Source organism: Pectobacterium cacticida, from assembly GCF_036885195.1.
In the GTDB taxonomy this organism is placed as follows: domain Bacteria; phylum Pseudomonadota; class Gammaproteobacteria; order Enterobacterales; family Enterobacteriaceae; genus Pectobacterium; species Pectobacterium cacticida.
The window spans coordinates 1,900,269-1,925,240 of record NZ_CP133656.1; the positions used below are offsets into that span (position 1 = coordinate 1,900,269).

The 24,972-nt window shown below is 53.7% G+C and carries 19 protein-coding genes; 17 read left to right on the top strand and 2 right to left on the bottom strand.

Annotated features, from left to right (window positions below; all coding sequences use genetic code 11):
* Positions 1 to 250: 250 nt before the first annotated feature.
* The 9 genes from RFN81_RS08880 (at position 251) to RFN81_RS08920 (ending at position 12,295) form a co-directional block, all read left to right on the top strand.
* Positions 251 to 1,639: a NarK family nitrate/nitrite MFS transporter gene (locus tag RFN81_RS08880; RefSeq protein WP_264498920.1), complete on the top strand. Its 1,389-nt coding sequence runs from the start codon at positions 251 to 253 to the stop codon at positions 1,637 to 1,639.
* Positions 1,640 to 2,351: 712 nt separating this feature from the next.
* Positions 2,352 to 6,128: a nitrate reductase subunit alpha gene (locus RFN81_RS08885; protein ID WP_264498729.1), complete on the top strand. Its 3,777-nt coding sequence runs from the start codon at positions 2,352 to 2,354 to the stop codon at positions 6,126 to 6,128.
* Positions 6,128 to 7,693 (top strand): nitrate reductase subunit beta, encoded by a 1,566-nt coding sequence (gene narH, locus RFN81_RS08890; protein WP_264498730.1) that lies wholly within the window; start codon positions 6,128 to 6,130, stop codon positions 7,691 to 7,693. Before RFN81_RS08885 ends, narH begins: the two co-directional genes overlap by 1 nt.
* Positions 7,686 to 8,405, top strand: a complete 720-nt coding sequence (narJ, locus tag RFN81_RS08895) for a nitrate reductase molybdenum cofactor assembly chaperone (RefSeq protein WP_264498731.1) — start codon at positions 7,686 to 7,688, stop codon at positions 8,403 to 8,405. The genes narH and narJ overlap by 8 nt, the downstream gene beginning before the upstream one ends.
* Before the next feature lie 26 nt (positions 8,406 to 8,431).
* Entirely contained in the window at positions 8,432 to 9,109 is a 678-nt protein-coding gene (gene narI / locus RFN81_RS08900) for a respiratory nitrate reductase subunit gamma (RefSeq protein WP_264498921.1), read from the top strand.
* Between the two features lie 273 nt (positions 9,110 to 9,382).
* Complete coding sequence (gene umuD, locus RFN81_RS08905; RefSeq protein ID WP_264498732.1) at positions 9,383 to 9,802, top strand: translesion error-prone DNA polymerase V autoproteolytic subunit; 420 nt, start codon at positions 9,383 to 9,385, stop codon at positions 9,800 to 9,802.
* Positions 9,802 to 11,067, top strand: a complete 1,266-nt coding sequence (gene umuC / locus RFN81_RS08910) for a translesion error-prone DNA polymerase V subunit UmuC (RefSeq protein ID WP_264498733.1) — start codon at positions 9,802 to 9,804, stop codon at positions 11,065 to 11,067. Before umuD ends, umuC begins: the two co-directional genes overlap by 1 nt.
* A complete protein-coding gene (gene cho / locus RFN81_RS08915) occupies positions 11,067 to 11,909 on the top strand; it encodes an excinuclease Cho (protein WP_264498922.1) in 843 nt (280 codons plus the stop codon). The genes umuC and cho overlap by 1 nt, the downstream gene beginning before the upstream one ends.
* Before the next feature lie 137 nt (positions 11,910 to 12,046).
* Entirely contained in the window at positions 12,047 to 12,295 is a 249-nt protein-coding gene (locus RFN81_RS08920; RefSeq protein WP_264498734.1) for a GlsB/YeaQ/YmgE family stress response membrane protein, read from the top strand.
* Between the two features lie 69 nt (positions 12,296 to 12,364).
* Here RFN81_RS08920 and RFN81_RS08925 read toward each other — a convergent pair whose 3' ends face one another.
* Together RFN81_RS08925 and RFN81_RS08930 are read right to left on the bottom strand one after the other, a co-directional pair.
* Positions 12,365 to 13,459, bottom strand: a complete 1,095-nt coding sequence (locus RFN81_RS08925) for an ABC transporter ATP-binding protein (protein ID WP_264498735.1) — start codon at positions 13,457 to 13,459, stop codon at positions 12,365 to 12,367.
* 190 nt (positions 13,460 to 13,649) lie between these two features.
* Entirely contained in the window at positions 13,650 to 15,143 is a 1,494-nt protein-coding gene (locus RFN81_RS08930) for a PLP-dependent aminotransferase family protein (protein ID WP_264498736.1), read from the bottom strand.
* A gap of 149 nt (positions 15,144 to 15,292) precedes the next feature.
* On the opposite strand from RFN81_RS08930, the gene RFN81_RS08935 reads away from it, so the two are divergent.
* The 8 genes from RFN81_RS08935 (at position 15,293) to RFN81_RS08970 (ending at position 24,967) form a co-directional block, all read left to right on the top strand.
* Positions 15,293 to 16,558: a 4-aminobutyrate--2-oxoglutarate transaminase gene (locus tag RFN81_RS08935; RefSeq protein WP_264498737.1), complete on the top strand. Its 1,266-nt coding sequence runs from the start codon at positions 15,293 to 15,295 to the stop codon at positions 16,556 to 16,558.
* Positions 16,559 to 16,568: 10 nt separating this feature from the next.
* Complete coding sequence (locus RFN81_RS08940; RefSeq protein WP_264498738.1) at positions 16,569 to 18,041, top strand: NAD-dependent succinate-semialdehyde dehydrogenase; 1,473 nt, start codon at positions 16,569 to 16,571, stop codon at positions 18,039 to 18,041.
* A 415-nt stretch (positions 18,042 to 18,456) separates the two neighbouring features.
* A complete protein-coding gene (locus RFN81_RS08945) occupies positions 18,457 to 19,473 on the top strand; it encodes an ABC transporter substrate-binding protein (protein WP_378929180.1) in 1,017 nt (338 codons plus the stop codon).
* A 42-nt stretch (positions 19,474 to 19,515) separates the two neighbouring features.
* Complete coding sequence (locus RFN81_RS08950) at positions 19,516 to 20,784, top strand: ABC transporter permease (RefSeq protein WP_264498740.1); 1,269 nt, start codon at positions 19,516 to 19,518, stop codon at positions 20,782 to 20,784.
* A gap of 36 nt (positions 20,785 to 20,820) precedes the next feature.
* Positions 20,821 to 21,639: an ABC transporter permease gene (locus tag RFN81_RS08955; RefSeq protein WP_264498741.1), complete on the top strand. Its 819-nt coding sequence runs from the start codon at positions 20,821 to 20,823 to the stop codon at positions 21,637 to 21,639.
* Positions 21,640 to 21,829: 190 nt separating this feature from the next.
* Positions 21,830 to 22,564 carry an SDR family NAD(P)-dependent oxidoreductase gene (locus RFN81_RS08960; RefSeq protein ID WP_264498742.1) on the top strand — a complete coding sequence of 245 codons (735 nt, stop codon included), beginning with the start codon at positions 21,830 to 21,832 and terminating at the stop codon, positions 22,562 to 22,564.
* Positions 22,557 to 23,678: a phosphotransferase gene (locus RFN81_RS08965; RefSeq protein ID WP_264498743.1), complete on the top strand. Its 1,122-nt coding sequence runs from the start codon at positions 22,557 to 22,559 to the stop codon at positions 23,676 to 23,678. The genes RFN81_RS08960 and RFN81_RS08965 overlap by 8 nt, the downstream gene beginning before the upstream one ends.
* On the top strand, positions 23,678 to 24,967 hold the full coding sequence (locus RFN81_RS08970) for an aspartate aminotransferase family protein (RefSeq protein WP_264498744.1): 1,290 nt from the start codon (positions 23,678 to 23,680) through the stop codon (positions 24,965 to 24,967). The genes RFN81_RS08965 and RFN81_RS08970 overlap by 1 nt, the downstream gene beginning before the upstream one ends.
* The last annotated feature ends 5 nt before the right edge of the window (positions 24,968 to 24,972 follow it).

Here is a 24,972-nt window from a genome sequence, read left to right on the forward strand (position 1 = left end):
CCCTATACCTACTAATAAGTACTACTTAATATCCTTTGCTTAAAAGGGGATATTGCGGAGCGAAAAATGGCGATATAACAGATTGAATTACCGTTGCTTATTTTTTCATTTTCCTTACTCATTAAGGAGTGTGGTTATTTTTACCTGGTTTTTTTACCTGACAGCGCGTTGATTTACATCAACTTTACCTGTGAGGTAATCCCTAATGTTGCGCCTTAATTCTACCGCGTTCTTATTTATCGAGGTTTTTATGACGCAGCCTTCATCGCCCGAAAAGCTATCACAAAGCACATTGATTAGAGAGTGGGATCCTGAAAACCCGCAATTATGGCACGCCGGCGGCCAGCGGATAGCCCAGCGCAATCTTTGGATCTCAGTACCATGCCTGCTGTTATCGTTTTGTGTCTGGATGATTTTTAGTACGGTGGCCGTTAATCTCAACAAAGTTGGCTTTCGTTTCTCTACCGATCAGCTCTTTTTACTGACCGCACTACCTTCCGTTTCCGGTGCGCTGTTGCGTGTTCCATACGCTTTCGTTATCCCGCTGGTTGGGGGACGTCGTTGGACGACGCTAAGTACCCTCATTCTGGTTATTCCGTGTGTCTGGCTTGGGTTTGCCGTACAGGATCCGCAAACGTCTTATCGCGTTTTCGTCACGATTTCCCTGCTGTGCGGTTTCGCTGGCGCGAATTTCGCATCGAGCATGGCCAATATCAGTTTCTTCTTTCCCAAAGCACGCCAGGGCAGCGCGCTCGGCATTAATGGCGGATTAGGTAACCTCGGCGTGAGCGTTATGCAGTTGCTGGTGCCGGTGGTGATTTTTCTGCCGATGTTGGGGTTCTCCGGCAACGGCGTAGTTCAACCCGATGGGCAACAGATCTGGCTGCACCACGCGGCCTGGATATGGGTCCCGCTTTTGGTGATCGCCTCTATCGCCGCCTGGTTTGGCATGAACGATCTTTCAACGGCGAATGCCTCAATTCGTGAACAGTTACCGGTACTTAAACAAATGCACCTTTGGGTGTTGAGTTTTTTGTATCTCTCCACCTTTGGCTCATTTATCGGTTTCTCCGCCGGTTTCAGTATGCTGTCCAAAACGCAGTTTCCAGACATCGTCATTCTCTACTATGCGTTCTTTGGGCCGCTACTGGGGGCGTTGGCACGACCGGTAGGCGGCATGTTGTCAGACCGTTTTGGCGGCGTCAGAGTCACGCTGATTAACTTCGTCCTGATGGCCATTTTCTCGGTGCTACTTTTTCTGCCGTTACCCAGTGCGCATTCAGCGGGATCATTTGGGATGTTCTTCGCCATCTTTATGGCGTTATTCCTGACGGCGGGGTTGGGGAGTGGCTCAACCTTCCAGATGATCGCGATCATCTTTCGCAAAATTACCGCGGATCGGGTGAAATCGCAGGGCGGGAGCGAGGCTGACGCACAGCGTGCGGCCGCAACGGACACGGCCGCTGCATTGGGCTTTATTTCGGCCATTGGCGCTATCGGCGGGTTCTTCATTCCGCAAGCCTTCGGCATGTCGCTGGAGCTAACCGGCTCTCCCACCGGGGCGATGAAGGTGTTTGTCGTGTGTTACGTGGTATGCATTCTGGTGACCTGGCTGTTTTATGCCAGAAAGCAAAGCTAGCGGCCTACATTTCCGAAATATTCTCTGCCTTCGTTTTTCCCGGCGTAAAAAATTGTGCTGAGGTGGGCGTGGTTGCCGGGTGAGGCGCATGGATGCGACGAAAACCAGTGCCGCGTCGGGAACGCGTCACTGGTGGCCCGAATTGCAGCCACGAACGCCGAAGGTATCGCGTAGCGACACAATTAGCGCCAAATAGCCACAGGTCAAGGAGCGCGGCAATTGAGCGCTCCTTGTCGTGCGCGTGCTACGAAGTAGCATGAAAATGACAGTGTTGTCGCGCACGAAATATTCGCAATACCTGCATAAAACATAAAAATGTGACTACGACGCCTCCTCCTTTTCGGGGAGGCGTTTTTTTCACGCTGCATCCAGCGTCCCCCCTTTACTGAATTCGCACGATTTTTCGTCGCTTTCCGCCTACTACCTCTAAATAGTCGTGTGTATGAATTCGGTATAAACACAAAACCAATGGTTTTATTTTTATGATTATAAATCAACTACTTGAATTATTTTAAAAGAATAATTCTTTAGTGGTAGTTAATGACGTACTCCGTTTTTCACCGGGGACACTCTTGATCGTTATCAAGTTTGGCGGCGCGGTTGCTGGCTACCCTAGCGCCAATTTGAGCGATGTGTCGTTAGCAAAATAACTATCTGCTACGAGCATTTCATAACGACAGGAGCCAGCAGGCTTCGCAGCAGGAGAGTCCGGATGAGCAAATTTCTTGACCGGTTACGTTACTTCAAACAACGGGGCGAACCGTTTTCTAATGGTCACGGGCAGACCCTCAATACCAATCGCGACTGGGAAGACGGCTATCGCAGCCGCTGGCAACATGACAAGATCGTGCGTTCGACCCACGGGGTAAACTGCACCGGTTCATGTAGCTGGAAGATTTATGTGAAAAATGGTCTGGTGACCTGGGAAACACAGCAGACTGACTATCCGCGTACCCGACCGGACTTGCCCAACCATGAGCCACGTGGTTGCCCGCGCGGCGCTAGCTATTCCTGGTATCTCTACAGCGCCAACCGCCTAAAATATCCAATGATGCGTAAGCGCTTGTTGAAATTGTGGCGTGAAGCGAAATTAACGCACAGCGATCCGGTGGATGCCTGGGCATCTATTGTCAACGACCCCGAAAAAACCCAATACTACAAACAAATTCGTGGCCGTGGTGGGTTCGTCCGTTCTGACTGGAACGAGGTCAACGAACTGATCGCCGCTTCTAACGTTTACACCGCCAAGACTTATGGCCCGGATCGTATTGTTGGATTCTCGCCGATTCCGGCAATGTCGATGGTGTCCTACGCCGCGGGCGCGCGTTACCTCTCTCTGCTCGGCGGGGTGTGCCTGAGCTTCTACGACTGGTACTGTGACTTGCCGCCTGCGTCACCGATGACGTGGGGCGAACAAACTGACGTACCGGAGTCTGCCGACTGGTATAACTCCTCTTACATCATTGCCTGGGGTTCTAACGTTCCGCAAACCCGTACCCCGGATGCTCACTTCTTTACGGAAGTCCGCTACAAAGGCACTAAAACCGTGGCGGTCACGCCGGATTACGCGGAAATCGCCAAGCTGTGCGATCAGTGGCTGAACCCGAAACAGGGCACCGACAGCGCGATGGCGTTGGCAATGGGCCACGTCATTCTCAAAGAGTTTCATCTCGACAAACCAAGTCCATATTTCAGCGAGTACGTGCGGCAATATACGGATTTACCGATGCTGGTGCTGTTGGAGCCGCGCGAAGACGGCTACTACGCGGCGGGTCGACTGCTACGTGCCGCCGATCTGGTAGACAATCTCGGTCAGGACAACAATCCGCAGTGGAAAACCATCGCGATTGACGATGAAAGCGGCAACCTGACGGCACCGCAAGGGTCGATCGGCTACCGTTGGGGCGATCAGGGCAAATGGAACCTGGAACAGCGCGACGGTCTGAGCGGTGAAGAAGTGAAGCTACGCTTGAGCCTGCTGGGGGCGCACGACGATGTGGTTGATGTCGGCTTCCCCTATTTTGGCGGCGCGGTCAGCGAGCATTTCAACAACGTCGAGCTGCAAGACATTCTGCTGCACAAACTGCCGGTTAAGCGTTTGACGCTGGCCGACGGTAGCGAAGCGCTGGTTGCCAGCGTGTATGACCTGACCATGGCGAACTATGGCCTGGATCGCGGTCTGGACGATGAAAACTGCGCGCGTGATTATGACGATGTCAAAGCGTACAGTCCCGCCTGGGCGGAAGAAATCACGGGCGTTTCCCGCCAGAACATTATTCGTATTGCGCGTGAATTCGCCGATAACGCGGATAAAACCCACGGTCGTTCGATGGTTATTGTGGGGGCCGGCATCAATCACTGGTATCACATGGACATGAACTACCGCGGCATCATTAACATGCTGATTTTCTGCGGTTGTGTTGGTCAGAGCGGTGGTGGTTGGGCGCACTACGTCGGACAAGAAAAACTACGTCCGCAAACGGGCTGGATGCCGCTGGCGTTTGGTCTGGACTGGCAGCGTCCGCCGCGCCATATGAACAGTACCTCGTTCTTCTACAACCATTCCAGCCAGTGGCGTTATGAAACCGTCACGCCGCAGGAACTGTTGTCCCCCTTGGCGGACAAATCCCGCTTTAGCGGCAGTATGATTGATTTTAACGTGCGAGCCGAACGTATGGGTTGGCTGCCGTCTGCGCCGCAACTGAACGTTAACCCACTGAATATTGCGGAAAAGGCGCGTGCCGCCGGTATGACGCCGCAGGATTATACCGTAGCCGCCTTGAAATCCGGTGACATCAGGTTTGCCGCAGAACAGCCAGATAGCCCGCAAAACTATCCGCGAAATCTATTCATCTGGCGTTCCAACCTGCTGGGCTCCTCCGGTAAAGGCCACGAATACATGCTGAAGTACCTGCTGGGGACGGAGCACGGTATTCAGGGGCAAGATTTGGGGACGGCGGGCAGCGTGAAGCCGGAAGAAGTGGAATGGCGCGATCGGGGCGTTGAAGGCAAACTGGATCTGGTGGTGACGCTTGATTTCCGTATGTCCAGCACCTGCTTGTACTCCGACATCGTGCTACCGACGGCAACCTGGTATGAAAAAGACGACATGAATACCTCGGATATGCATCCGTTTATTCACCCGCTGTCTGCCGCCGTCGATCCCGCATGGGATTCCAAAAGCGACTGGGAAATCTACAAAGGTATCGCGAAAGCCTTCTCCCGCGTGTGTCAAGGGCATCTGGGGCAGGAAACCGATCTGGTGACGTTGCCGATCCAACACGACTCTACGGCAGAAATGGCGCAGCCGTTCGGCGTGGAGGACTGGAAAAAAGGCGAATGCGATCTGATTCCGGGCAAAACCGCGCCGCATCTAATGGTGGTGGAGCGTGATTATCCGAACCTGTACGAACGTTTCACCTCGCTCGGTCCATTGATGGACAAACTGGGCAACGGGGGTAAAGGCATCGGTTGGAACACGCAGACCGAAGTCGATTTTCTGAAAAAGCTGAACTACACCAAAGCAGATGGCGCGGCGGCGGGGCGTCCGCAGATTGAAACGGCGATCGACGCGGCGGAAGTGATTCTGTCTCTGGCGCCGGAAACCAACGGTCAGGTGGCGGTAAAAGCGTGGCAAGCGCTGGGTAAATTTACCGGACGCGATCACACGCACCTGGCACTAAATAAAGAAGACGAGAAAATTCGCTTCCGCGATATCCAGGCGCAGCCGCGCAAGATTATCTCCAGCCCGACCTGGTCGGGGCTGGAAGACGAACATGTTTCCTATAACGCCTGTTATACCAACGTTCATGAGCGGATTCCGTGGCGGACGCTCTCCGGTCGCCAGCAGTTGTATCAAGACCATGAGTGGATGCGCGCTTTCGGCGAAAGCCTGCTGGTCTACCGCCCGCCAGTCGACACCCGTGCAGCGGCGCCGGTAATGAACCAGAAACCTAACGGCAACCCGGAAAAGGCGCTGAACTTCCTCACGCCGCACCAGAAATGGGGTATTCACTCCACCTACAGCGACAACCTGTTGATGCTGACGCTGGGGCGTGGCGGCCCGATTATCTGGCTGAGCGAACAGGATGCCAGCGATTTAGGTATTGCGGATAACGACTGGGTAGAAGCATTCAACGCTAACGGCGCGCTGACGGCGCGGGCGGTGGTCAGCCAGCGTGTACCGGCGGGCATGACCATGATGTACCACGCGCAGGAACGCATTATTAACCTGCCGGGATCGGAAATCACCCAGCAGCGCGGCGGTATTCACAACTCGGTGACCCGTATCACGCCGAAACCCACCCATATGATCGGCGGCTATGCTCAACTGGCCTATGGCTTTAACTACTATGGCACCGTTGGGTCGAACCGCGATGAGTTCGTCGTCGTTCGTAAAATGAAACGTATCGACTGGCTGGACGATGAAGGCCAGGACGATGTTCAGCAACAAACAGTACAGAAAGCGGTACAGCAGGAGAAAGCCTGATGAAAATTCGTTCACAAGTGGGCATGGTGCTGAATCTGGACAAATGCATCGGCTGTCATACCTGCTCCGTTAGCTGTAAAAATGTTTGGACCAGCCGTGAAGGGATGGAATACGCCTGGTTCAACAACGTCGAAACCAAGCCGGGCGTCGGCTATCCGCATGCCTGGGAAGATCAGGAAAAATGGCAGGGCGGTTGGATCCGTAAAATCAGCGGCAAGCTTGAACCGCGCATGGGGAATCGCGTCAGCGTATTGTCCAAAATCTTCGCTAACCCCGACGTACCGGGGCTCGACGATTACTATGAACCGTTCGATTACGATTATCAGAACCTGTGTAAAGCGCCGGAAGGGAAGCACCAACCCGTCGCCCGTCCACGTTCGCTGATTACCGGTCAGCGGATGAAGAAAATCGAGAATGGCCCGAACTGGGAAGACGATCTGGGAGGCGAATTCAGCGTACGCGCCAAAGATAAAAACTTTGCGCATATGCAGAAAGCGATGTACGGCCAGTTCGAAAATACCTTCATGATGTATTTGCCGCGCCTGTGCGAACACTGCCTGAACCCGGCGTGCGTGGCCACCTGTCCGAGCGGCGCGATCTACAAACGCGCTGAAGACGGTATCGTCCTGATCGATCAGGACAAATGCCGCGGCTGGCGTATGTGCCTGACCGGTTGCCCGTACAAGAAAATCTACTTCAACTGGAAGAGCGGCAAATCGGAAAAATGTATTTTCTGCTACCCGCGCATTGAAAGCGGCCAGCCGACGCTCTGCTCAGAAACCTGCGTCGGTCGTATCCGCTATCTAGGCGTGCTGCTCTATGATGCCGACCGCATCGAACAAGCGGCCTCGGCGGAAAATGAGCAAGATCTGTACCAGAGCCAGTTGGATGTGTTCCTTGACCCGCATGACCCGAAAGTCATTGAACAAGCGCTGAAAGACGGTATTCCCAACAGCGTTATTGAAGCGGCGCAGCGGTCGCCGGTGTACAAAATGGCAATGGACTGGAAGCTGGCGCTGCCGCTGCACCCGGAATACCGCACGTTGCCGATGGTGTGGTACGTGCCGCCGTTATCACCGATCCAGTCTGCCGCCGATGCGGGGCAATTGGCGCACACTGGCGTCCTGCCGGACGTCGAAAGCCTGCGTATCCCGGTGCAATATCTGGCAAACCTGCTAACCGCAGGAGATACCGAGCCAGTCTTACTGGCGCTGAAACGTATGCTGGCGATGCGTCACTACAAACGTGCGGAAAGCGTAGAGGGTAAGATCGATACCCGTGCGCTGGAACAGGTTGGACTGACGGAAGCGCAGGCGCAGGAAATGTACCGCTATCTGGCGATTGCCAACTACGAAGATCGTTTCGTGATCCCTTCAAGCCATCGTGAGCTGGCGCGTGACGCGTTTCCGGAAAGTAAAGGTTGCGGCTTCAGCTTTGGTGATGGGTGTCACGGCAGCGATACCAAATTCAACCTGTTCAATAGTAAGCGTATTGACGCCATTGATGTCAGCAGCAAGACGCGCGATATGAACAGCAAAATCATGCAGGAGACGAACCATGATTAGCCTGCGGATTATTGCCCGCCTATTGGACTATCCCGATAGCGAGCTGTGGGAAAACCGGGGTGAGTTGATCGACGCGGCAGCGCAGGCCGATGCCTTGTCGCCGCTTGCACGCCGCCAATTGATACAGTTCATCAATACCTTGTGTGACAGGGATTTGTTAGACATGCAAGCAGAGTACAGCGGGCTGTTTGACCGCGGTCGGGCAACGTCGCTGCTGCTGTTCGAGCACGTTCACGGTGAGTCGCGCGACCGTGGTCAGGCAATGGTTGACCTGATGCAGCACTATGACGATGCCGGGTTGGCGCTGGATTGCCGTGAGCTACCGGACTACCTGCCGCTGTACCTTGAGTACCTTTCTCGTCTGGAACCCGCGCAAAGCCGCGCGGGGTTACTCGACATCGCGCCGATTCTGGCATTGATTGGGGCGCGTTTGCAGCAACGCGATAGTCGCTATGCCGTGCTGTTCGATCTGCTGCTGGCACTGTCCGGTAGTGACCTGAAAAGTGACGATGTCACGTCTAAGGTGGCAGGGGAAGCGCGTGATGATACGCCGCAGGCGCTGGATGCCGTGTGGGAAGAGGAGCAGGTTAAATTCCTCGGCGAAGAAGGCTGCGCATCGGCCCAGCAAACGCAACACCAACGCCGTTTTGCTGGCGCGGTGGTGCCGCAATATTTGAATCTTGACGCGACATCGGCGGGAGGGCAACGCTAATGAGTGCAATCACGAACTCTTCTTTTATAAACTTCAGCAATATATTCTTTTTTGACATCTATCCTTACCTGGCGATGGCGATTTTCCTGATTGGTAGCTGGGTGCGCTATGACTATGGTCAATACAGTTGGCGTGCCGGGTCGAGCCAAATGCTGGATAAGAAAGGGATGCGTCTGGCGTCTAACCTGTTCCATCTGGGGATCCTGGGTGTCCTTGCCGGGCATTTCCTCGGCATGCTGACGCCGCACTGGATGTACGAAGCCTTCCTGCCAATGGACGTCAAACAGAAAATGGCGATGTTCGGCGGCGGAGCGGCAGGCTTGCTGACGTTTGTCGGTGGCGTGCTGTTATTAAAACGTCGGCTGACTAATCCGCGCGTTCGTGCCACGTCCAGCGTCGGCGATATTCTTATCCTGTCGTTGCTGGTGATCCAGGCGGGCTTAGGGCTTCTGACCATCCCTTTTTCGGCACAGCATATGGATGGCAGTGAAATGCTGAAACTGGTCGGTTGGGCGCAAAGCGTGGCGTTCTTCCAAGGGGGGGCATCAGCACATCTGGCGGGGGTGGCGTTGATCTACAAGTTGCACATCGTATTGGGGTTAACGCTGTTTGTCCTGTTCCCGTTCTGCCGTCTGGTACACATCTGGAGTGCGCCGGTGGAATACCTGACACGTCGCTACCAACTTGTACGTAATCGCCGTTAGGCGTGATGTAACACGGTGGCGTTAGCACGACGCCACCGCGCTTGTTTGGCGTTTATTGACATTCCGCTTATTTACTTACCCTCGCCAATTTAACGTCTCCGACCATTACTCATTTCATCGAAAATTTATTGGCGCTATCGCCTTACGTAAGGAAAGCGCACACCGTTACGGCTCAACGCGGGCAGTGAATTTTGTCCATTGCACTATTGGCGATCGTTTTTTATACTGTATAAAAATACAGTTATATTGCCGTGCCGAGAGGCGAACAGAGAAATGAAACGATATCTTCCTGAGCCCTGCCCAGATAAGCAGGCGCTAAATCTTTATGCCGCTGCGGTGCCTGCGGGATTCCCCAGCCCGGCGAATGATTATGTTGAACAGCGTATCGATTTGAATAGCGTGTGTGTTCGGCATCCTTCGGCAACCTATTTTGTACGAGTTGCTGGTCACTCGATGGTGGAAGGGGGAATTCACGATGGCGATCTGGCCGTGGTCGATAGTGCATTGCAGGCGCGTCATGGCGATATTGTGATTGCCGCGCTGGATGGCGAGTTCACCATCAAACGGCTACAGGTAACCCCTACGTTGGCGCTAGTGCCGATGAACGCTGCCTATACACCGATTCCAATTAAAGACCGCGAGAGTCTCGCTATTTTTGGCGTCGTCACTTACGTTATTCATGCGACTCGATAATGTACGCCCTCGTTGATGTGAATACCTTTTATGCCAGTTGCGAAAAGGTTTTTCGCCCGGATTTGGCGCATAAGCCGGTCATTGTGCTTAGTAACAATGATGGATGTGTGATTGCCCGTTCTCATGAAGCGAAAGCGCTGGGCGTAAAAATGGGGGTGCCATTCTTTCAGATCGACGAACTGATTCGTCGGCATAATATTGTGGTTTTTTCCTCTAATTATGCGCTTTACGCGGATATGTCGGCGCGCGTGATGAGTATTTTGGAAGAGATGGCGCCTGCGGTAGAGATCTACAGCATTGATGAGGCTTTTTTGCATTTATCCGGCGTCGCGTGGCGTACCTCGCTTGAGGACGTTGGGCAGCAGATTAAAACGCGCATAAAGCGTGAAGCACATTTACCCGTGGGTGTGGGTATTGCGCCGACCAAGACGTTAGCCAAATTAGCCAATCATGCGGCAAAAACCTGGCGTAAAACACACGGCGTGGTGGATTTATCCAACCCTGAACGCCAGGAAAAGCTGCTGGCAATGACGCCCGTTGGCGAAGTCTGGGGCATTGGCCGCCGACTGGCGCGCCAGATGGAAACGATGGGCATCGATACGGCATTGGCGCTGGCTCGCACCGATCTTGCCTATATTAGAAAGCACTTCAGCGTGGTGGTTGAACGGACGGTACGCGAATTGCGCGGGCAGCCTTGTCTGGACATTGAGGCCTTACCGCCAGCCAAGCAGCAGATACTCTGTTCCCGCTCATTTAGTTCGCGCATTACGGACTATACGCACCTGCATCAGGCGGTTTGTCGTTATGCCGAACGCGCAGCGGAGAAATTACGCCATGAGGAACAGTTTTGCCGCCAGATTTCCGTTTTTATCCGTACCAGTCCTCATGTTCCCCACGGAGAATACTATAGTAATCAGGCGACATGTGTGACATCCACGCCGACCAACGATACCCGTGACATTATTGCACGGGCGATTGAGGCGCTGGCGCGGCTCTGGAAGCCAGGCTATCGCTACTGTAAGGCCGGTGTGGTGCTATCCGATTTTTATCCCCAGGGTGTGGCGCAATTAGATCTGTTTGATGCGGCGAAACCTATGACGAACAGTGCCAGTTTGATGGCAACAATTGATCGCATCAATCATTCGGGCAAAGGGAAGATCTGGTTTGCCGGTCAAGGTATTAATCCGAGTTGGTCAATGAAACGAGAACGGCTTTCGCCTGCGTACACCACGCGGATGGACGATTTAAGGGTTGTTAAATCATGATGCTGCCGGAAAAAATACCGGATCGCTATGAGTATCCAGAACATCTGCGCACCGAAGTGGATGGGCTGCCGGCCGTGCCCGGTGTTTATATCTTTCACGGTGACAGCGAAACGTTGCCGCTGTATATCGGTAAAAGTATCAATATCCGCGCACGCGTATTGTCACACATGCGTACACGCAAAGAAGCCAGGCTGCTCAGGCAAACACGACACATTAGCTTTATTGAAACGGCGGGGGAGATCGGGGCGTTACTTTTGGAAGCGCAGATGATCAAACAGCAGGCACCGCTGTTTAACAAACGGCTGCGACGCGCTCGCCAGCTCTGTTCGCTCCGTTTAACCGCAGCGCGGGTTGACGTGGTGTACGCCAAAGATGTCGATTTTTCCACGACGCCTGGGCTTTATGGGTTGTTCAGCCATCGTCGTGCCGCGATAAACGCCCTAAAAATTATGGCTGATGAAGAAAAGCTCTGTTTAGGTCTATTGGGCGTAGAACATTTGCCCGCTGGCAGAGCGTGTTTTCGTCATGCATTAAAAAAATGTGCGGGCGCCTGCTGTGGCAAAGAATCCATCTCGGAACATCACCATAGGCTAGCGCTCCGGCTCAATGCCATGAAGCTAAACTGTTGGGCTTATCCTGGTCGTATTGCAATCAAAGAACATCGCCAGGTGAAGACGGATTATCACATTATTCATAACTGGTTTTATCTGGGAACGGTCGCGCAGTTGTCAGACGTCGCCGCGTTAAAGCGCGTTGCCGCAAATTTTGACAGCGACGGTTATAAGATCTTATGTAAACCGATCGTCAGCGGTAGCGTGGAGATCATCCCGCTTGATGAATGACACAGGAATGACGCATCAGATTTTCTTTACTATCTGTCAGGCGTTTATGGAAACCTTAACTATACTTGAATTCGCGTCTTATCTGTCAAGGATTGGCGTTTGGGTCCATAGGTATGATGAAATAAAGCGAGGTTATTATGGGTATTCTGTCCTGGGTGATTTTTGGTTTGATCGCGGGGATTTTAGCTAAGTGGATTATGCCCGGTAAAGATGGCGGTGGTGTGATAATGACGATTTTGCTCGGGATAGTGGGGGCTGTTGTCGGCGGCTACATCAGCACTTTCTTCGGGTTTGGTCGGGTGGATGGGTTTAACTTCGGTAGCTTCATCGTAGCCATCGTTGGTGCGATCGTGGTTCTGTGGATCTACCGTAAAGTGCGTGATTAATGCTTCACCCGTTGCCCCTGCTTAGGGGGCAACATCCTTTCTCTACTTTATCTTAATCGTGTTGTTGGCTCAGTGTGTTATCACGCTATCCAGCGCGCGCAGGTGCTCAGGTTGCCATGACAGGGTGACTTCGGTACCCGCCTTCCAGTGCGGTTGGATCTCGCTGGCGGGGAGTTTCACCATGAACTGCGGCTGCCCAGCCACTTCGGTCATCATTCTGACGTGATCGCCCAAATAAATGAACTGTTGAATCCGAGCCTTAACCTGTTGCATGTTGCTATCGAGGTGCTCGGCGTTGACGTGGATACGCTCGGGGCGGATACAGAGCGTAATTTTCCTACCCTGTGAGCTGGGGCGTACTTTTAGCGCGCGCAGCGACGTGCCATCATCCAATGTTGCTCGATAGAATGCGCCTTCCGCCTCGGCACGCGTGGCGATCAACGTATTGTTTTCCCCAATAAACTGGGCGACAAAGGCATTTTCCGGTTTCTCGTAGAGATCGCTGGGACTATCCATTTGCTGGATAATGCCATCATTAAAGACGGCGACACGGTTGGACATCGTCATCGCTTCGCTCTGATCGTGCGTGACATAAACTACGGTTAACGCAAGAGATTCATGTAATTCCTTAATTTCTAACTGCATATGTTCACGAAGCTGCTTGTCCAACGCCCCTAAAGGCTCATCCATCAATACCAGTTTCGGTTCGAAAACCAGCGCACGCGCCAGCGCCACACGCTGTTGCTGACCGCCGGACATCTGGGCCGGATAGCGATCGGCCAGACTGGTAAGTTTTACGCGATCCAATACCCGATCCACTTTTTCCTTGATATCTACGCGGTTAAGGCGGCGAATGGAGAGTGGAAAGGCCAGATTTTCCGCAACGGTCATATGAGGAAAGAGGGCATAGTTCTGAAACACCATGCCGATGTCACGCTGGTGTGGCGGCAGATGATGCAGCGGCGCGTCACGTAATAGGATTTCGCCCTGTGTCGGATTTTCAAACCCGGCCAGCATCATCAAGCTGGTGGTTTTCCCTGATCCAGAAGGCCCCAGCAGGGTTAGAAATTCACCTTCCTGAATATCCAGATTGAGATTTTTGACGATCAGGCGGTCGCCGTCGTAGGTCTTCTGCACATTCCTAAAGCTGACATAGGTTCTCATTTTCACTCTCCGGCAGTCTTTGTAATCCATTGAATGCATAAACCATGCCGGGTATTTACCGAGAGAAGAACAGCGTAGCGCTATGCGGTAACGCGTCTGCGCACAGCGAGACGAATGCACCATGATGGATTGGCGTGTTAATTAAAAGCATCAGGGTGGTGCGAATGCCTCACGTTAAATCAAGTGACCATTAAACATTGAGATGATGTGATTCCAGCGCGTGGATACAGGATACAACCACTAAGAATGCCTGTGTCATTACGTCCTCTTCTACACTGGCGTAGCCCAGTAATAAACCGCGCTGTTGCGTGGGTTGCAGGTAGTAGCTCGACAGCGGCTTGACCATCACGCCGCGGCGTATAATGGCCGCGCTCAGCACAACATCATCGATGTGAGGCGGCAGGCTGAGCAGCATATGCAGCCCAGCGTTGCTGCTGTCTCCAACGTAATCCGCCCCCAGATGCTGTTCAATTAACGATGTTAACAATGCGCGTCGGCGCGCGTAGAGCAGGCGCATGCGGCGAATATGCGCGGCGTAGAGTCCTTCGCGGATGAACTGTGCGAGCGTCGCCTGCGTTAGCCAGTGTCCGCCGCGATAGAGTTCGGCATGCGCGGTCTTCAACGATGCAGCCAGTCGCGGCGGCAGCACCATGTAACTGACACGCAGCCCAGGGTAGAGCGTTTTGCTAAATGTCCCGATGTAGATCACCGGCGATTGTGCCTGTAGCCCTTGCAGGGCTGGGATCGGGTTGCCGGAAAAACGAAATTCGCTATCATAATCATCTTCCACGACCCAACACCCATGCTCCTGTGCCAGCGCCAACAGACGTTGACGCCGCGCCAGACTCATGACAACACCCAGTGGATATTGATGTGACGGTGTCACACAAATTAAACGAGGGACGTTGTCAGGCGAGAACGTCTTCGGCGGAACCAGCCCTTGTTCATCAACGTGATTAGGGGCAATACGCAGGCCATTAATCGTCAGAACATTGCGAATCCCCCAATAGCAGGGATCTTCAATCCATGCCAGATCGCCAGGGTCACATAGCATTTTGGCCAGTAAATCCATCGCCTGGTGCGTGCCTTCGGTAATCAGAATTTGCTCCGGTTTACATTCTACTGAACGTGCGACACGCAGATAATCGACCAGCGCCAATTGCAGCTCCGGGCAGCCGCCAATCGGCGAATAGGACAACTGTTCGGGGCGAACGCGTCGCGTCAGGCGCGTCTGAATGCGCCGCCACAGATCGTGCGGAAAGCTGGCGATGTCCGGGATACCCGGCATAAACGCGCCCCATTGCCGCGCCGATGCTCCCGAATATCCCAGCAGATGCAGGCCGCGGCGCGAGATCTCACGCATCGGTTCGCGTATTTCACCCGCACTATCGCGATTCACCGCCGGCATATTACCGTCGGGGATCTGAGCGGTAACGAAAGTGCCGCTGCCTTTACGGGTATCGATGTAGCCTTCTGCCAGTAACTGTTCGTAAGCCGCGAGCACGGTATTACGCGATAGCGAGAGCTGCTGTGCCACATCGCGCGACGACGGCAGACGTTCGCCTGCGGTAATTGCGCCATCAAGAATCGCCAGTCGGATGCAGTCATACAACCGTTTATTTAACGCCCCATCGCGTTGAACAGCCAAACGCTGATGCAGTAAATCGGTCAGAAGTGAGCGCAAAGTGGATCCTTCAAATATTCAAAATTGGCACTGGATTATAGAACCATCTAGCGTCTAAATGACAATATCGTTTTTCAACAACCTACCATCTTGCAACGACTTATCATCGTTTTTATACGAGTGGATATGTTTGGGATACCGGAGCAGATATGAATAATAGTGAACTAAACCAACGTCGTCAGGCTGCCACGCCGCGAGGTGTGGGCGTGATGTGTGACTTTTATGCTGACAGGGCGGAAAACAGCACATTGTGGGACATTGAAGGGCGAGAATTTATCGATTTCTCTGCGGGGATTGCCGTATTGAACACTGGCCACCGTCACCCAAAAGTGATGGCGGCGGTGCATGAACAGTTAGCGCGCTTTACTCATACCTCTTATCAGGTCGTGCCTTACGCCAGCTATGTTGCGCTGGCCGAGCGCATTAATGCGCTAGCGCCGATTAATGGCGCGGCAAAGACCACGTTTTTTACTACCGGCGCGGAAGCGGTAGAAAATGCGGTGAAAATTGCGCGCGCTTATACCAAACGTCCCGGCGTCATCGCCTTTAGTGCGGCGTTTCACGGCCGTACGCTGCTGACCATGACGCTAACCGGCAAAGTCGCGCCTTACTCTACTGGATTTGGGCCATTCCCCGGTTCCATTTTCCACGCGCTTTATCCCAGTGAACAGCACGGGGTTACGGTTGAGCAAGCGCTGGAAAGTATTGACCGTCTGATGCATAGCGATATTGCCGCCGATCAAGTCGCGGCCATTCTACTGGAGCCTGTGCAGGGCGAAGGGGGTTTTAACATTGCGCCCCCGGATTTCATCAGCGGGTTACGCAAGCTATGTGATGAGCACGGTATTTTGTTGATTGCTGATGAAGTACAAACGGGCTTTGCCCGCACCGGTAAGCTGTTTGCGATGGAGTATTATACGGAGAAGGCCGATCTGATCACGATGGCGAAAAGCCTGGGTGGTGGCTTCCCGATCTCCGGTGTAGTCGGACGAGCGGAGGTGATGGATGCGCCGGCGCCGGGCGGGCTAGGCGGTACTTATGCGGGAAACCCACTGGCGGTGGCTTCCGCGCTGGCGGTATTGGATGTGATTGAGGAAGAAAATTTGTGCCAGCGGGCACAGCGTCTGGGTGCCGCATTGGTGGAAACGTTGGAAAAGGTAAAAGCACAGTGCCCGGCACTGGTAGCGATTCGAGCTCAGGGTTCAATGGTGGCGGCTGAATTTAACGATCCGCATACCGGGAAACCGTCGGCAGAGATAACCCGTCAATTTCAGCAAAACGCGTTAGCGTCGGGCTTATTGCTGCTAACCTGTGGAGTGCATGGCAACGTGATCCGTTTCCTGTATCCACTCACCATCCCTGACGCTCAGTTCAGTGAGGCGATGAACATTCTGACCCGTGTTTTAACGCAATAGAAGAGACACTATGCAACAGAAACTCCCTATTTTACTGAAACAACAAACCCTATTTCGTCAGCGCTGCCTGATTGACGGTGCATGGCTGGATAGCGAGAACGGTGAACATCTGGAGGTTACCAATCCGGCGACAGGCGAGGTGCTGGGAACCGTACCGCTAGTGACAGTGTCACAAACAGAGCAGGCGATTACTGCCGCCGAGCGGGCGCTGGTTGAATGGCGTAGGACGACGGGGAAAGCACGCGCTGCGTTGTTACAGGCGTGGGGGCGTCTGATTATCGACAATCAGGATGATTTAGCGGTGCTACTAACGGCGGAACAGGGGAAACCGCTGGCAGAAGCGCGCGGCGAAATCGCCTATGCCGCCAGTTTTATTGAATGGTTTGCGGAAGAAGCTAAACGCATTGAGGGCAGCGTGTTGCAATCGCCGCAGGGTCAACAGCGTCTATTGGTCATTAAACAGCCTATCGGCGTCTGTGCGGCAATTACGCCGTGGAATTTCCCGGCAGCGATGATTACTCGCAAAGCCGGTCCTGCGCTGGCGGCAGGGTGCACGATGATCGTTAAGCCCGCCGAACAAACGCCGTTTACCGCGCTGGCGCTGGCAGAATTGGCACAACAGGCGGGGATTCCCCGCGGCGTGTTGCAAGTTATCGTCGGCGATGCGCAATCGGTCGGTAAGGTACTGTGCGATAGTCCAGTGGTGCGCAAGTTAAGCTTTACCGGATCGACGGAAGTGGGCCGAATCCTGATGGCGCAGAGCGCGCCAACGGTGAAAAAGTTGTCCCTGGAATTGGGCGGCAATGCGCCGTTTATCGTATTCGATGATGCCGATGTCGATCAGGCCGTGAAGGGAATTATGGCTTCCAAGTTCCGCAATAGCGGGCAAACTTGCGTCTGTGCCAACCGAATCTATGTGCAGAGCGGAATTTATCCGCTGCTGGTCGAACGACTGCTTGAGGAAGTGCGCACGCTCAACGTCGGCGAGGGTACGCAACCGGGAGTGACGCAGGGCCCGCTGATCGATAATGACGCGGTCACTAAAGTTGAGCAACATATCGCCGATGCGTTGTCACGCGGCGCAACGTTACTACTGGGAGGGAAACGCCACGAAAAGGGCGGAACGTTTTTTACCCCCACGGTGATAGGCGGCGTGACTCGCGAAATGCGATTCGCCCGTGAAGAGACCTTTGGTCCAGTGGCTCCGCTGTTCCGCTTTAATGACGAAGCGGAGGTCATTGCGATGGCGAATGATACCGAATTTGGGCTGGCTGCCTATGTTTATACGCGTGATGCGGTACGTCAATGGCGGGTGCCGGAGGCGTTGGACTACGGCATGGTTGGCATCAATACGGGTTTGATATCAAACGAAGTCGCGCCGTTCGGCGGGGTGAAACAGTCGGGGTTGGGGCGCGAAGGATCGCGTATAGGGATCGAAGAGTATCTGGAAATGAAATACCTGTGTATTGAGTTATCTCAATAAAGCGTTCGTCCCGCGAGTGGACAAGCTACGCATGGCGATAGGCGATGTCGCCATGCGTGCAACCGACGCGCAATGCGTCTGGGTGGTGCAAGCTAACGCGGGATTGCACCATAACACAACAAAAAGAGCGGCGCGTCATCAGCGATAGAACGGTCAATAATCTCTGAAGTCACTCACCACCGTTTCCCGCGCTACGGCAGCAAAACATCAATAAAAATTTTTAATTGGCACAATTTATGCTCATATTTTTGAGCAAAACATTATTGATGCATGATGCATCAAGTAACGAAATATAAATCGCGATTCGTATTTGACCTTACTGACTATTGGCTAACACCTCAGGAGCGAAACCATGTTCATACTTAACAACACCTTCAACGTGAAAAGCTTTCCTAACCGTTCAGCAGTGAAAAAAATGGCGGCGGCATCCTTTCTGGTAATGATGGCCTGTCAGGCACAGGCGGAATCCGTTACGGTGATTTCTTTCGGCGGCCTGAACAAAGATGCGCAGGATAAGGCCTTTTACCAACCGTTCGCCGCAGCAGGCAAAGGCACAGTGGAAGCCGGCGAGTATAACGGCGAAATGGCGCGGATCCGCGCCATGGTGGAAACCGGTCAGGTAGGGTGGGACGTCGTGGAGGTTGAAAGTCCCGAACTGATGCGGGGCTGTAATGAGGGGCTTTTTGAACCACTAGACTGGTCAAAGTTGGGCGATCAATCCCAGTTTGTCAACGGTGCGGTCAGCGAGTGCGGTGCGGGGATTTTTCTGTGGTCTACCGTCTTAACCTATAACGCCCAGAAACTGAAACAGGCGCCGAAAAGCTGGGCCGATTTTTGGGATGTCAAAACCTATCCAGGGAAACGCGCGTTGCGCAAAAGCGCCAAATTTACGCTGGAAATCGCACTATTGGCCGATGGTGTAAAACGAGACGATCTCTATACCGTGCTGGCGACGCCAGAAGGCGTCGATCGCGCCTTTAAAAAATTGGATCAGATCAAACCTACGATTCAGTGGTGGGAATCCGGCGCACAACCGCTTCAATGGCTGGTGTCGGGCGATGTCGTGATGACGTCAGCCTATAATGGCCGCGTCACGGCGGCGCAGAAAGAAGGGCATGACTTTAAGATTGTCTGGGCTGATAGCATTTATGATCTAGATAGCTGGGCCATTGTCAAAGGCTCCAAACACAAGGCGCTGGCGGAACAATTCATCGCGTTTGCCAACCAGCCGGAAAACCAGAAGGTGTTCGCTGAAAACATTCCCTATGGCCCAACGAATGTCAAAACCATCAGTATGCTGGCCCCCGCGGTCGTCGCCGATCTACCGACCGCGCCGGATAATTTGGCGCAGGCGTTGCAGGTAGACACGGAATTTTGGATCGATCATGGTGAAGAACTGGAACAACGTTTTAACGCCTGGGCCGCGCAATAAAGCCACCGTGAGTAATGATATGTGATGATGGAGAAACCGCCTATGTCTCAGCACGAAGTCGTTACCGCTGTACCGCCTGGTGGGCATCAGGAAAACCTGACGCTGAAGCAGCAACTGCGGATCGCGCAGAAAGCCTATAAGAAACGCTCTCTGCTGCTGATTGCGCCACTGTTTCTGTTTATCGTGGTGAGTTTTCTATTCCCGATCACCTCAATTTTGGGAAAAAGTGTTGCCAACCCGGAACTACGCGACAATATGCCGAAAACCATCGCCGCACTGCGGCAATGGTCCGGTAGCGAAGTGCCGGATGAAACGGTGTTTCAGGCGCTGGTCAGCGATTTACGCGCGGCACGCAGCAGCGGCAAAGTGGGGACGATTACCAAACGATTAGGGTATGAAGGGTCGGAATACCGTACGCTGATTACCCGCACATTGCGTAAACTGCCGGTCGAGGGCAGCAATGATGTGCGCGGTCAACTCATACATGAACAGCCAATGTGGGGAGCGTTGTCGACCTGGCAAACCCTCGATCGTGCGGCGCGCCCCTTTACCAGCTATTACCTGTTGGCGGTATTTGACCATAAAGTTGACGCGACAACGCAACAAATCGTCCCACAACCCGCACATCAGGCGCTGTATGTCGATGTACTGCTGCGTACCTTACTCATGGCGGGGGTGGTAACGCTATTGTGCGTAGGGTTGGGGTATCCACTGGCGTATTGGTTGGCAAAACAGCCGTCTAACCGGGCCAACCTGCTGCTTATCCTGGTCTTATTGCCGTTCTGGACTTCATTAATCGTGCGAACCGCAAGCTGGATTGTGCTGTTGCAGTCTGGCGGGTTGATCAATCGTTCACTGCTGCACATCGGTATTATCGATGAGCCGCTGGTGCTGGTATTCAATCGCCTCGGCGTTTATATCTCCATGACCCATATCCTATTACCGTTCTTTATCTTGCCGTTATACGCGGTGATGAAAGGGATTTCTCCGAACTATGTACGCGCGGCAATCTCACTAGGAGCACATCCGTTTATCGCTTTCTGGCGAGTTTATGTACCGCAAACTTACGCGGGAGTGACCGCCGGTGCGCTACTGGTCTTCATGATGGCGATTGGCTACTACATTACGCCTGCGCTATTAGGGGGGCCGAGCGATCAGATGCTGAGCTATTTTGTCGCCTTCTTCACCAATACCACCATGAATTGGGGAATGGCCGCCGCACTGGGAACACAACTGCTCATTATCGTGACGCTGTTGTACGTGGTGTATATCCGCGTGACGCGTACTAACGCGGAAGCCGCCGCGCACTAAGCACAAGATTCGTCATTTTATATGAGGAGAGAACAAATGAGACAACAGGGTGCGGTGGTTATCCGCCTGTGGAACACGTTCTTTAATTTCTACGGCGCAGCGATGCTGTTGTTTTTAATCGTACCGGTGCTGGTGATCGTGCCGCTCTCATTTAATGCAGGCTCATTCCTGAGTTATCCGCTATCGGGATTTTCCCTGCGTTGGTATCGTGAGTTTTTTAGCTCCAGCGAGTGGCTGGGCGCATTAGGGAATAGTTTGTTGATTGCGCCGTTGGCGACGCTGCTGGCGACAGTGCTCGGCGTATTAGCTTCTGTCGGGCTCGTCCGTGGAGAGTTTCGCGGCAAATCACTGGTGATGGCGGTATTGATTTCACCGATGATTGCACCGGTGGTGATTGTCGCAGTAGGGATGTTTTTCTTCTTTGCCAAGCTGTCACTGCTGAACAGCTATCTGGGACTGGTATTAGCCCATGCGATGCTGGGTGTGCCGTTCGTGGTGATTACGGTCACGGCGGTATTGAAGAATTACGATCATAATCTGACACGCGCGGCGGCTAGCCTGGGCGCTTCGCCACTGCTGGCTTTTCGCAAAGTAACATTTCCGTTGATTGCGCCAGGCGTGTTTTCCGGGGCGCTCTTTGCCTTTGCCACGTCGTTTGATGAGGTGATCGTCACGCTGTTCCTTGCCAGCCCACGCCAGCGCACGCTGCCATTACAAATGTTTGCGGGTATCCGGGAAAACCTCGACCCAACGATAGCCGCCGCTGCCAGCATGATGGTAGCCGCCGCGCTTATCCTGCTGATCGTAATGGAAATATTGCGCCGTCGCTCCGAGCGTTTACGGGGGAGAAGTTAAGATCGCGCAAGGGCGGCTCAGTTGCCGCCGCCCTTGATGCCTGCAAAGAAGGCGTTTTCTCTTTGAGATCCTGTAGGCCATAAAAAGACGAGACGTTGCTGAAAAATTTTTCAGCTTTTTTTAAAAATTAATTTATGATGCATCAAACACCATTTGACGCGTTACAAATAAAAGGTGAAGGAGGTTCGGTATGACGGCACAAAAAACACTCTTGCTGACGGGTGCCAGCCGGGGGATCGGCCATGCCACCGTGAAACATTTCCACGCGGCAGGGTGGCGGATCTTTACCGCATCGCGCCAGAATTGGGCGGAAGAGTGTCCGTGGGCAGAAAAATTGCTCAATCATATACATCTTGATTTGGAAGACATCGATAGCCTGCAACAGACGTTGCCGCAGATTAAGGAAAAACTGGGGGGACGCCTGGATGCATTAGTCGATAACGCGGGGATCTCGCCAAAAGGGGAAAACGGGCAGCGCCTGGGGGTATGCGACACCGATTATGCGACCTGGCTACGCGTCTTTAACGTCAACCTCTTTTCGTGTGCGCTACTGGCAAATGGGTTATTTGACGAGCTAAAAGCATCACAGGGCTGTGTGATTAATGTCACGTCGATCGCGGGATCGCGCGTTCACCCCTTTGCGGGCGCAGCCTATGCCACCTCAAAAGCGGCACTGTCTGCACTGACGCGGGAAATGGCGTTTGATTTTGGCCCGCATGGCGTGCGGGTGAACGCCATCGCGCCGGGCGAAATTGAAACGTCGATTTTGTCTCCCGGCACGGGCGCTATCATCGAACAGCAAGTGCCGATGCGACGCCTGGGCAAGCCGGAAGAGGTGGCCAGCCTGATCTATTTTCTCTGCACATCCGGCGCTTCTTATGTCAATGGCGCGGAAATTCACGTCAATGGAGGACAGCATGTCTGATCATCGGCTTTCTACACCGGGTTCTGCGTCCCCGTTCCTGGCGTCCAATCCGCCCACTTTTACCGCGTCTTCACAAGATGACGATGTGTTAATGACACAGGCCGCGCCGCAGGTCTCTTGCCAGCAGGCATTAGCCATTGCGCAGCAAGAATATGGCTTATCTGGGCACATAACCTTACTTCAGGGTGAACGCGATGTGAATTTCTGCCTGACGGTGACGCCGTGTGAACGCTACATGTTGAAAGTCGTCAACGCGGCAGAACCTGCCGTCGTCAGTCATTTTCAAACCGCGTTACTGTTACACCTTGCCTGTCAAGTACCTGACTTACCCGTGCCACGGATTAGGCCGACACGCGAGGGGAGAGCGGAGACCAGTGTAGAGATTGATGGCGTGCGTCTGCGCGTGCGGTTGGTGAGCTATCTGGCAGGCGTGCCGCAATCTTCATGTACGCCTACAGCGGCATTGATGGCGCAGTTAGGCGCTACGCTTGCGCAGTTGGATAGCGCGTTGCGCCGCTTTACGCACCCGGCGGCAAATCGCTCACTCCTGTGGGATATTAGCCGCGCTGAACAGGTACGGCCTTACCTCAAATTTATAGCCGATCCCGAACAGTACCAGTCTCTGCGACGTGTGTTTGATCATTATGACAGTGATATCACCCCGAAATTGTCGACGTTACGCCGTCAAGTCATTCATAACGATCTGAATCCTCACAATGTGCTGGTTGGGGAGAACGACCCGGTGCGAGTTACCGGTATTATCGACTTTGGCGATGCGATATTTGCCCCATTAATTTGCGAAGTGGCGACGGCGTTGGCCTACCAAACTGGCGCCGGGCATGATCTATTGGAGCATATCGTGCCATTTATGGCGGCTTATCATCACTGCCTCCCGCTCGCACCGGAAGAGATTGCGCTGTTGCCTGACCTGATAACGACTCGACTGGCGCTAACGCTGACTATTGCGCAGTGGCGGGCATCACGCTACCCCGATAACCGCGAGTATCTGCTGCGTAACGTGCCGCGCTGTTGGCATAGTTTGCAGCGTATTGCTACTTATCCGCAGGCGCAATTTATCGATCGCCTACAACAGGCTTGCTCGGAGAACAAATAATGAATCAGAGAACAATGGGGTCTGAAAGCACCTCGACAGAGGATTTGCTGGCGCGTCGTCAACGAGTCTTGGGTAGCGGCTATCGCCTGTTTTATCAAGAACCGCTGCACGTGGTTCGTGGCGAGGGCGTGTGGTTGTTTGACCATCAGGGAAAGCGTTACCTGGATGTTTACAATAATGTCGCATCGGTCGGGCATTGTCACCCTGCGGTGGTTGAAGCGATAGCGCGTCAGAGCGCTCAGCTCAATACGCATACGCGTTATCTACATCCGGCGATCGTCGATTTTGCGGAGGATCTTCTGAGCGAATTTCCCGCCGAATTGAATAATGTGATGCTAACGTGTACGGGAAGTGAGGCTAACGATTTGGCATTGCGCATCGCTCGGCATGTGACGGGAGGGACGGGGGTTATGGTGACCCGCTGGGCATATCACGGCGTGACCAGCGCGTTGGCAGCGTTGTCGCCGTCGCTGGGGGAAGGCGTTGCGCGCGGTAGCCATGTGAAGCTGATCGACGCCCCTGACACGTATCGCCAGCCCGGCGCATTCCTTACCAGCGTTCGTGAAGCGTTGGCGCAAATGCAACAGGAAGGTATTCGTCCTGCCGCGCTGCTTGCGGATACAATTTTTTCCAGCGATGGGGTGTTCTGTGCGCCAGAAGGTGAAATGGCGCAGGCGGCGGCACTGGTTCGTCAGGCGGGCGGGCTGTTTATTGCAGATGAAGTACAGCCGGGGTTTGGACGCACTGGTACATCAATGTGGGGGTTCGCGCGTCACGGCATCGTTCCGGATTTGGTTAGTTTAGGAAAGCCGATGGGCAATGGTCACCCGATTGCCGGGTTGGTAGGGCGTTCCACATTATTCGATGCCTTCGGTCGCGATGTTCGCTATTTTAATACGTTTGGCGGCAATCCGGTGTCCTGTGAGGCGGCCCACGCCGTACTGCGGGTTATCCGAGAAGAACAGTTGCAGCAAAATGCCCAGCGGGTTGGCAACTATCTGCGACAAGGGCTACAGCAACTCGCGTTGAATTTTCCCCTGATAGGCGACATTCGGGCGTACGGCCTGTTTATCGGCGTGGAATTGGTCAGTCATCGTGAAAGTAAAACGCCTGCAAAAGAACCCGCTGCGCAGATAGTGAACGCGATGCGTCAGCGTGGCGTACTGATTAGCACTACCGGGCCCGCTGCAAACGTGCTGAAAATTCGTCCGCCGCTGGTGTTTCAGGAAGAACACGCCGATATATTTTTAACGACGCTACGCGACGTACTCACAGCCTGTCGGGGATAGAACAA